This is a genomic window from Alistipes sp. CAG:29, from assembly GCF_000435435.1.
GTDB classification, from domain to species: domain Bacteria; phylum Bacteroidota; class Bacteroidia; order Bacteroidales; family Rikenellaceae; genus Alistipes; species Alistipes onderdonkii.
The window spans coordinates 2,822-11,842 of record NZ_FR893505.1; the positions used below are offsets into that span (position 1 = coordinate 2,822).

The 9,021-nt window shown below is 58.1% G+C and carries 8 protein-coding genes and 1 pseudogene; 4 read left to right on the forward strand and 5 right to left on the reverse strand.

Annotation, left to right across the window (positions count from 1 at the left end; all coding sequences use genetic code 11):
- Positions 1-154 precede the first annotated feature (154 nt).
- Complete coding sequence (locus QVP03_RS12240; protein WP_014776531.1) at positions 155-1,378, forward strand: DUF4857 domain-containing protein; 1,224 nt, start codon at positions 155-157, stop codon at positions 1,376-1,378.
- A gap of 72 nt (positions 1,379-1,450) precedes the next feature.
- Here QVP03_RS12240 and QVP03_RS12245 read toward each other — a convergent pair whose 3' ends face one another.
- From QVP03_RS12245 to QVP03_RS12265, 5 genes and pseudogenes are all read right to left on the reverse strand, one after another.
- The gene (locus QVP03_RS12245; RefSeq protein ID WP_256166464.1) at positions 1,451-2,011 is read right to left on the reverse strand and encodes a PepSY-associated TM helix domain-containing protein; all 561 of its coding nucleotides are present in this window, start codon (positions 2,009-2,011) and stop codon (positions 1,451-1,453) included.
- A gap of 33 nt (positions 2,012-2,044) precedes the next feature.
- The gene (locus QVP03_RS12250; protein ID WP_009597723.1) at positions 2,045-2,671 is read right to left on the reverse strand and encodes an OB-fold nucleic acid binding domain-containing protein; all 627 of its coding nucleotides are present in this window, start codon (positions 2,669-2,671) and stop codon (positions 2,045-2,047) included.
- A gap of 151 nt (positions 2,672-2,822) precedes the next feature.
- Positions 2,823-3,473, reverse strand: a pseudogene (locus tag QVP03_RS12255) (metal-transporting ATPase); the annotation flags it as partial.
- Between the two features lie 465 nt (positions 3,474-3,938).
- Positions 3,939-5,270 carry a glucose-6-phosphate isomerase gene (locus QVP03_RS12260; protein ID WP_022333698.1) on the reverse strand — a complete coding sequence of 444 codons (1,332 nt, stop codon included), beginning with the start codon at positions 5,268-5,270 and terminating at the stop codon, positions 3,939-3,941.
- 7 nt (positions 5,271-5,277) lie between these two features.
- Positions 5,278-6,285, reverse strand: coding sequence for an NAD(P)H-dependent glycerol-3-phosphate dehydrogenase (locus QVP03_RS12265; protein ID WP_022333699.1), 1,008 nt, complete (start codon positions 6,283-6,285; stop codon positions 5,278-5,280).
- A gap of 184 nt (positions 6,286-6,469) precedes the next feature.
- Here QVP03_RS12265 and QVP03_RS12270 point away from each other — a divergent pair, with 184 nt between their 5' ends.
- From QVP03_RS12270 to QVP03_RS12280, 3 genes are all read left to right on the forward strand, one after another.
- The gene (locus QVP03_RS12270; protein WP_022333700.1) at positions 6,470-7,489 is read left to right on the forward strand and encodes a rod shape-determining protein; all 1,020 of its coding nucleotides are present in this window, start codon (positions 6,470-6,472) and stop codon (positions 7,487-7,489) included.
- Positions 7,490-7,583: 94 nt separating this feature from the next.
- Positions 7,584-8,441 (forward strand): rod shape-determining protein MreC, encoded by an 858-nt coding sequence (gene mreC, locus QVP03_RS12275; RefSeq protein ID WP_022333701.1) that lies wholly within the window; start codon positions 7,584-7,586, stop codon positions 8,439-8,441.
- Positions 8,442-8,960, forward strand: a complete 519-nt coding sequence (locus tag QVP03_RS12280; protein WP_022333702.1) for a hypothetical protein — start codon at positions 8,442-8,444, stop codon at positions 8,958-8,960.
- The last annotated feature ends 61 nt before the right edge of the window (positions 8,961-9,021 follow it).

A 9,021-nucleotide genomic window follows, 5' to 3' on the forward strand; every position in this document is an offset into this window, starting at 1 on the left:
TGCCGGATCTTCTTCCTCTCCGACACCCCGCAGGCCTACGACGGCATGCTGCCGTGGCTGGCGCTGCTGCTGGTATGTTCGCTGTTCTTCCCGCTGCTTTCGGTATACCGTTTCAAGCAGGGATGTCAGGATTAACCCGCAAAACGACAAATCTATGATAAAGAGTATCAAAACCGGAATAATCCTCCTTGCGGCGCTTCTGCTGGCATGGCTGCTGCCGTGGTGCTACGCGTTCGTGTTCGCATCGCCTTCGTGGTCGCCGTTCACGCTCTACAGCTGCGTGACGCACGGATTCGCATCGGTGGATTTCGACCGCGAAAACAACGTCGCCGGACGCGATCTGCAGGGCAACACCTACACCCAGCAGCAGTTCGACAGTATCCTGCCGACGTTCTATTACCGCCAACTCGCCGCCGAAGGGAGGTTTCCGTCCGAAATCGAGGGCGTGGCGGTCGAATCGCGCGACGTGGAGCGCACGAACTTCATGTTCCGCACGTCGCCCGGCGAAATCAACCGCCGCAGACCGACGGTCTATCAACTGCTGGAATCGATGCCCGACCGCATCGATTTAGAACCGGCGACGGACGTGTTCCGCATCACCGGCGAGGGAATCGAGTTCGTCGATATGGAGACCAACACCATCGACCAAAAGAAGAGCGCGGCATTCACCAAAGTCCTGCGGGACAAGGGATTTTCGTTCCCGGCCCGCGTCGTCTCCGGCAACCCCTCGACGCGCAAGCGGTACGACAACGGCTACCTGCTGGTGGACGACGCGCAGCGCGTCTACCACATGAAGCAGGTCCGCGGCCGCCCGTTCGTGCGCCGTACCGACGTTGCGGACTCGCTGCAAATCGGCCAGATTTTCGTCACGGAGTTCGCCGACCGCAAAAGTCTCGGTTTTCTGGTGGACAGCGAAAAGCGTTTCTATACGCTCGGTGCGGAGGATTACAAACTGCACGAGATTCCCGTCGGGAAATTCGGCCCCACACGGGAGAACATGATGATCATCGGCGACATGTTCTACTGGACGGTCACCATCCAAGGCGCCGAATCGAAACGCTATGTCGCCGTGAACGCCCGCGACTATTCACTGGCGGACGAATACCGCCCCGAAGAGAAACCGCAGGCATGGGCCGAGTACGCAAAATACCTGTTTCCCTTCGAACTGTCGTTCACCTCGCCGCTGGACGGCTACGTAAAGCCCCGGATTGCGGAGGTGTCGTTTCAGGCCCTCTGGCTGGGACTCGCGCTCGGCGCGTTCTATGCGCTCATCCGCCGCAGATCGCCCGGCGGACGGCTCTGGCAGACCGTCGGCGTCGTCTTGTTCGGACTCTTCCTCTTCGTCCCGCTGCTGGTATTCGGCACGGCAAAACGATGACAACAAACCCATACGCAAGAGAAGGGCGGACGTTTTCGACGGCCGCCCTTTTATCACACGCAGTTTCCCGGATCAGGTCAGGAAAATAAACAGCAGCGGAATCAGAATCCCCGCGATCAGCTCGACGCCTCCGCGGCCCCGCAATCCTTTCGGGCCGCGCATCATCACCAGCCCGGAAAGCACGATTACGATCAATCCCGCTAAAAAGACATCCGAAAAGACCGTCCACCAGCGCGACGGATTGTAATGCAGCCGGTTCAGACTGCTCAGCACGGGCCGCTTGCGGATCGACTCGTAGACGGCGTGTCCCGACGCCAGATCGACCGTCAGCGAACTGCCGCCCCGGATAAAGACTTTCAACCGGTCCGGTTCGGGAAAGTAATGTTTCAAGTAATTGCCCTCCTCGCCGACGCGCAGGAGCAGTTCCTCGGCCCGCGCACGGATCCACTCCTGCTCGGCGCGCGGTATCTCCTGTGCGAAGACCAGCTCGGTCCGGCGCACCGAATAATCGGAATTGAAATCGCGTTTGTGGTTGAGCATGAAGCCCGAAACCGCATAAATCAGCAGTACGCCCGAAAAGAAAAAGGAGAGGTCGCGGTGAACGGGCCTGCTCCATTTCCTCACGGCGGACATAAACGACCGTGTCCCCATGACGTGCAAAACTTCTTATTTCAAAACTTCATAACTCCCGCCGTCCACATGGTAGAACGAAAGGTATTCCTTGCCTTCTTTGGCTTTGCGGTCGGCGATACGGGCACGGAAGTCGGCGATACGCTTTTCGGTGCTGCTGGCAACCGATTCGCCGCGGGCCTGATGTTCGGCGCTGCATCCGGCTTCGCCCTCGCCGTGCTGCCGGGCGATCTGGTCCTTGAGCCGCAGCTCCCACTCGGCAAGGTAAGCCTCGTCGATCCGGTCTTCGACCAGCGTGCCCGTCACCCGCACGACGTTGTTCACGCATTCGGGCTTGAAGCTGCCGATCTTCTCTCCGGCTTCAATGCGGATCACCTGCGTATCGTCGGTTCCCATTAGGAAAATCTTGCGGCCCCCGTGGCGGCAGATATGCGTGCAGACGCCCTCGACCGTCACCTTGCCGCCGGTCAACTTCTCAGCATCGGCGAGCAGGTTATCGACCTCCATGACGGAACTCTGCGTTTCTGAGGTTTGAGTCTCCGAAGCGTTCTTTTTATTCGGGTTCCCGCCGCACCCAGCAAGGAAAAATACGGCGGCTGCAAGCGCCGCACAATAAACGAAATGTCTCATAATCGGTTTGAATTTTTTCTTCGTTTTCCGCATTCGGCGCAACGGGCCGTCCCGCAGCGTCTCGGCAGATTTTAGTAATACAAAGAAACGACATTACGCCGGGAACGGCAATACCTAATTTTAGGGGTTTTCAGGAGCCGCAATACCTTTATAGATGGATAGCGGCCGCTCCGAGACCGGGGTTTCAACGCTCCGTGATCTTATAATCTTCGCCCAGCACCCGCTGCAATTCGGCCAGCTCCGGCTCCCGCCCAGTGAATTCGACCGTCGCGGCAGGAGGATCGAGAGTAACAACGGCACGGAGACCTTCGATGCCGTTCAGGGCCTTTTCGACATGCATCCGGCAGTGGTTGCACATCATTCCTTCGATACGATACTCTTTTTTCATGGCTGTTTGTTTTTTGGTTATAAATTCTGTATTTATTTTATGGACGGCTTTCGTGCCGAGCCGTTTTGTACTCAGCTGCAGGCTATTGGCCACAACGCTCACACTACTCAGGGCCATGGCGGCCCCGACGAGCATCGAATTGAGCAGAAACCTGGTCAGCGGATAGAGCACGCCAGCGGCGACAGGCACGCCGATCAGGTTGTAGATAAACGCCCAGAAAAGGTTCTGCCGAACGGTGCGCACGGTCGCGGCCGAAAGGCGGACCGCCGCGGCGATCTTCGTCAGGTCGGACGAAAGAATCGTGACCTTCTCCACGTCGATCGCAATGTCGCTCCCCTGCCCCATGGCAATGCCCAGATCGGCCTGCGCCAGCACCGCACTGTCGTTGATGCCATCCCCGACCATTGCGACACAGCGACCATGGCAGCGAATTCTTTTGTCATAAGAAAATTGCAAAAACTATCGGTACAAAAGTCTGTTTTGTCGATTCATATGCTTCCCCTGACAGAAAAGGGGCAATTGAAAATCAGAATAAACCATCAGGCAATATATACTGAATGGGGCAGATTTCTTTGTGTTAACGGAAGAGTTTATTAAACAAGTGCAATACAATGAACAGAAGACATCGGGAAAATTAAAATTTTCTTCGTCTAAAAAAGTTCTTTAAACTAATTTCTTAAAATTGCACTCGCCGGTTGACCCTGCCTAATTTGCCCATCTCGAAAATTTTTCGTATCTTGCGATAGGTTATTTGAAATGCGGTATTTGAGCGCAAGAAGCTGAAAACAAACCGTTGCCTTCTCGTTACCTACTCTCCTATACAAAAATGCAACTACCATATAAATCAAGTCGTTACATTACTTTAATCCCGCACCCCGTGCGAGGTTCCGCATTTCCATAATCCGGGGCTGTTTACAGCCGTGCTTTGATGGCTTTCGATGCCTCCTCGTAGCCCGGCTTGTCCAGCAGGGCGAACATATTTTTCTTGTACGCCTCCACGCCGGGCTGGTCGAACGGGTTTACGCCGAGGATGTAACCGCTGATGCCGCAGGCCTTCTCGAAGAAGTAGAGCAGCGAACCGATGGCGTGTGCGTCGATTGCGGGGATTTCGACGCGGATGTTGGGCACCCCGCCGTCGACGTGTGCCAGCTGCACGCCCAGCTCGGCCATGCGGTTGACCTCCGAAATGCGTTTCCCTGCGAGGAAGTTGAGGCCGTCGAGGTTTTCGGCCTCGGCCTCGATAACCACCTCGTGGGCGGGTTTGGCAACAGAAATGATCGTTTCGAACAGCGTGCGTTCGCCGTCCTGAATGTACTGTCCCATCGAGTGCAGGTCGGCCGTCAGCGTGACGCTGGCCGGGAAGATACCCTTGCCCTGCTTGCCTTCGCTCTCGCCGTAGAGCTGTTTCCACCACTCGTTGATATATTGCAGCTTGGGCTCATAGGAGCCGAGGATTTCGACCTTCTTGCCGCCGTTGTAAAGTTCGTTGCGCACGGCTGCATAGACCGCCGCCGGGTTCTGTCCGAAAGGCGTGCCGTCGGCCGTCGCACGCTCCATCTCCTGCGCTCCGCGCACCAGTGCCGCGATGTCGACGCCGGCGGCGGCCAGGGGCAGCAGGCCTACGGGCGTGAGCACCGAGAAGCGGCCGCCCACGTCGTCCGGGATGACGAACGTCGGATACCCCTCGTTGGTGGCGAGCGTTTTCAGAGCGCCGCGCGCCTTGTCGGTGATCGCCACGATCCGTTCCGCAGCCTCCTTTTTGCCGTAGCGCTTTTCGATCTCGGCCTTTATCAGGCGGAAGGCGATGGCCGGTTCGGTCGTCGTGCCCGATTTCGAAATCACGATGGTGGCGATCGAGTGCTCCTTTACGGCTTCGAGCAGTTCGTAGGTGTAGTCTTCCGAAATATTCTGGCCAGCGAAGAGCACCACGGGAGCCGTCTGCTCCTTGTGCAGGAATCTGAACGGGTCGCTCATGGCTTCGAGCACGGCCTTGGCGCCCAGATACGAACCCCCGATGCCGATGCAGATGATAACCTCGGCCTTTTCGCGGAGTTTCGCGGCTTGTTTTTCGATGGCTTCGATTTCTGCCGCCGAGATCGACGACGGGAGGTGTACCCAGCCCAGGAAGTCGTTGCCCGCGCCTTTGCCCGATTCGAGCAGGGCGTTGGCGGCCTGTGCTTTGGCCTGCATTTCGGCCGAGACCGCAATGCCGGTTTTGGAGATGTCTAATTTAATCGTTTCCATGTTATCGTCAGATTAATTTGGTTGTCAGTTCTTTCATGCACTTGCGGGCCGATGCGCCTTCGTAGAGGACTTTGTAGACCATGTCGGCGATCGGCATGTCGACTTTGTGGCGGGCGTTGATGTAGCGGATGCAGTCGGCCGCGAAGTAGCCTTCCGCCACCATCGTCATTTCGTTGAGGGCGCTTTTGACCGTGCATCCGTGGCCGATCAGAAGTCCCAGCCGCCGGTTGCGGCTGTATACCGAGTAGCAGGTCACCAGCAGGTCGCCCAGGTAGCCCGATACGAGCGTGTCGCGTTCCGCGGGGTAACTCTCCTCCAGGAAACGGCGCATCTCGCCCGCGCTGTTGGCGATCAGCACCGCCAGGAAGTTGTCTCCGTAGCCCAGTCCCACGGCGATGCCGACCGACAGGGCGTAGATGTTCTTCAGGATGGCGGCATATTCGATGCCGTAAAGGTCGGTGGAGTAGCTCAGGTGTATGTAGTCCGTGGCGAATTTTGCGCCTAACGACCGTGCGTTTCCGGGATCGGTGCAGACGACCGTCAGGTAGGAAAGCTTTCCGCGCGAAACCTCCTCGGCGTGCGACGGGCCCGTGAATATGCCTATCTGTTTGTAGGACAGCCGGTAATGGTCGTGGATATACTCGACGATGGTCTTGTAGTCGCCCGGGACGATGCCCTTGATGGCCGAAACGACAAACTTGTCCTTGAGCGAAACGGTCAGCGGTTCGAGGAAGGTCTTGAGGTAGGCCGAGGGGGTGGCCAGGATGAGGATGTCGGCTTCGCGGACGATCCCGTCCAGGTCGTCGGAGGGGGCGATGCGGTCGCGGTCGAACTCCATGTCGCTCAGGTACCGGGGGTTGCGGCCTTCGGTGAGCAGCCCTTCGAGCACTTCGGGATTGCGGACATACCAGCCTACGCGGGTTTCGTTGGCCGTGAGCAGTCCCACGATGGCCGTTGCCCAGCTGCCGTAGCCTATCACGGCGCAGCGGGTCTCATTTCCGATTTTATATTCCATGTGCGGATCGATTGTTTCGCAGGACAAATGTAATCAAAAAAAATAATAAAAAAATGTAAAAATATCCCTCGCTTTTTGCTACCTTTGTCCGGATATGTAACCTTTTCGCGCCGGTTCGGGCGGGGAGGGGTTTATGGAGTTGATTATAAAATGATTAGGAAAAATAATAGTTGGGTGTGACATTATGGGACTTTTTTCACTGACACAGGAGCTGGCCATCGACCTCGGAACGGCCAACACGCTGATAATCTATCACGGCAAGGTCGTTGTCGACGAACCGTCGATCGTGGCCCTCGACGTGCATACGGGCAAGGTGGTCGCCATCGGCCACCAGGCGCGCCAGATGCACGAAAAGACCAACCCGAACATCAAGACGATCCGGCCGCTGAAGGACGGCGTGATCGCCGATTTCAATGCCACGGAGCTGATGCTGCGCGGCATGATCAAGAAAGTCAAGACCTCGGGCAGCCTTTTCGCCCCCTCGCTGCGGATGGTGATCTGCATCCCGTCGGGATCGACCAACGTCGAGATACGTGCCGTGCGCGATTCGGCCGAGCACGCCGGAGGCCGCGAAGTCTACATGATCTACGAACCGATGGCCGCGGCGCTGGGTGCGGGCCTCGACGTCGAGGCGCCCGAAGGCAACATGGTCATCGACATCGGCGGCGGTACGTCGGAGATCGCCTGCATCTCGCTGGGCGGCATCGTCTGCTCCGAGTCGATCAATACGGCCGGCGACGTCTTTACCAACGACATCCAGAGCTATGTCCGCCAGCAGCATAATATCCGTATCGGCGAACGCACGGCCGAAGCCATCAAGTGTTCGATCGGTGCCGCTGTCTCCGACCTGGAGGAGGAACCCGAGGATTTCGTGGTCACGGGGCCCAACATGCTGACGGCCTTGCCGCAGACTGTTTCGCTCAGTTACAGCGAGATCGCCTATGCGCTCGAGAAGTCGCTCACCAAGATCGACGCGGCGCTGATGAAGGTGCTCGAATCGATGCCCCCCGAGCTGTATGCCGACATTGTGAAGAACGGTATCTACCTGGCCGGCGGCGGCGCCCTGATCAAGGGGCTCGACCGGCGCCTGGGCGAAAAGACGGGCATTCCGTTCCACGTCGCGGAAGACCCGCTGCGCGCCATTGCGCGCGGTACGGGCATCGCACTGAAGAATATCAACCGCTTCTCATTCTTGATGAAATAGTTGCGGCCTGTCCCCGCTTTGCCGGGACGGGAGTGTGTAGTCACATAAACGGATTGCGGGCCCAGTGTCCGCAATCTCAAATTAACGAGAAACCTTGCGCAAGCTCTTAGAGTTTATCCGAAGCGTCTATGTCGTGGTGCTGTTCGTGGTGCTCGAGGCAATAGCCATCAGCTATTACGCCCACTCGACCTACTACACCCAGGCACGGTTGCTGGCACGTTCCAACCAACTGGTCGGGGGCGTCCACGGGCTGTTCGCGGGTGTCCGGCACTATTTTTCGCTCGGGCGCGAGAACCGTGAGCTGCTGGCGCATGTCGCCCGGATGAAGGAACAACTGGCAATGTACGAAGAGGCCGAGACCGCGGCCCGGCTCGACGGCTACATGCAGGATATCGGGGTTTCGAAATACCGCATCATGACCGCTTCGGTAACGTCCAATACGGTCAACCGGGCACAGAACCTGATCGTGCTCAACCGCGGCCGCCGCGACGGGGTCGCCGAAGAGATGGCCGTGCTGTCGTCCGACGGGGCCATGGCGGGGTATGTCGTCGACTGCACGGAGCGCTATGCCGTGGCGATGTCGGTGCTCAACACCTCGTTCCGGGCCAGCGGCAAGCTCGCCGGCTCCGATTATTTCGGCTCGATCTACTGGGACGGGGGCGACCAGCATACGGTGGTGCTGGACGAGTTGTCCAAGTATGCCGACCCGCAACCCGGGCAGGAGGTCGTGACGACCGGGTTTTCGCAGTATTTCCCGGCCGACGTGCTGATCGGCTGGGTCGAGAGTGCCCATCTGAACGAGACCCGTACGGCTTACAGGGTGCACGTGCGGCTGGCGGCCGAGATGACGCGCCTGACGGACGTGATCCTCGTCGAGAACCGCGACCTCACGGAGGTGCGCGAATTGCAAAACAGTGAGAAAGTAGAACAACATACCCGACAGAACAGATAGATGCACAAGACGCTCCCATATCTCGCACTCTTTGCCGTTGTGGTGCTCTTGCAGGTTTTCCTTTTCGACAACCTGTCCATCAGCATTTACCTCAATCCGCTTGTCTACGTGGCTTTCATCGCCCTGCTGCCGCTCGACACGCCGCCTGTCGTGCTGCTGTTGTCGGGGCTGGCCACGGGTGTTACGATGGACTTGGCCATGGGGGCTGCCGGTGTGAACACCATCGCCACGCTGCTCATCGCCTTTGCCCGCCCGACGCTGCTCGGGCTGCTGTACTCCCGTGACGATATTCGGGAGGGAGGCATCCCCAGTACCGGACGGCTCGGGAACCGGGTCTTCCTGAATTACCTGATCGTGCTGGTGCTGGTGCACCATGCCGTATTTTTCTCGCTGGAAGCACTTTCGTGGGCGCATATCGTGCGCACGATCGTGCGTACCGTGGCGAGCGGTGCCGTGTCGGTGGCCTTCATCTGGGTCATCGCCCGCATCTTCACCGCCAAACTCCCCGTCCGCATATGAAAAGTTCCGAGGGCTTCGTGCGGATGCGTACCTTGCAGGGGGTGGTGCTTTTCATCTTCCT

Bases quoted from the DNA above. Each gene is read 5' to 3' on its own strand.
- QVP03_RS12245 (WP_256166464.1), bottom strand. From the start codon at position 2,011: ATGTCCGCCGTGAGGAAATGGAGCAGGCCCGTTCACCGCGACCTCTCC.
- QVP03_RS12240 (WP_014776531.1), top strand. From the start codon at position 155: ATGATAAAGAGTATCAAAACCGGAATAATCCTCCTTGCGGCGCTTCTG.
- QVP03_RS12265 (WP_022333699.1), bottom strand. From the start codon at position 6,285: ATGGAATATAAAATCGGAAATGAGACCCGCTGCGCCGTGATAGGCTAC.
- QVP03_RS12250 (WP_009597723.1), bottom strand. From the start codon at position 2,671: ATGCGGAAAACGAAGAAAAAATTCAAACCGATTATGAGACATTTCGTT.
- QVP03_RS12260 (WP_022333698.1), bottom strand. From the start codon at position 5,270: ATGGAAACGATTAAATTAGACATCTCCAAAACCGGCATTGCGGTCTCG.
- QVP03_RS12270 (WP_022333700.1), top strand. From the start codon at position 6,470: ATGGGACTTTTTTCACTGACACAGGAGCTGGCCATCGACCTCGGAACG.
- QVP03_RS12280 (WP_022333702.1), top strand. From the start codon at position 8,442: ATGCACAAGACGCTCCCATATCTCGCACTCTTTGCCGTTGTGGTGCTC.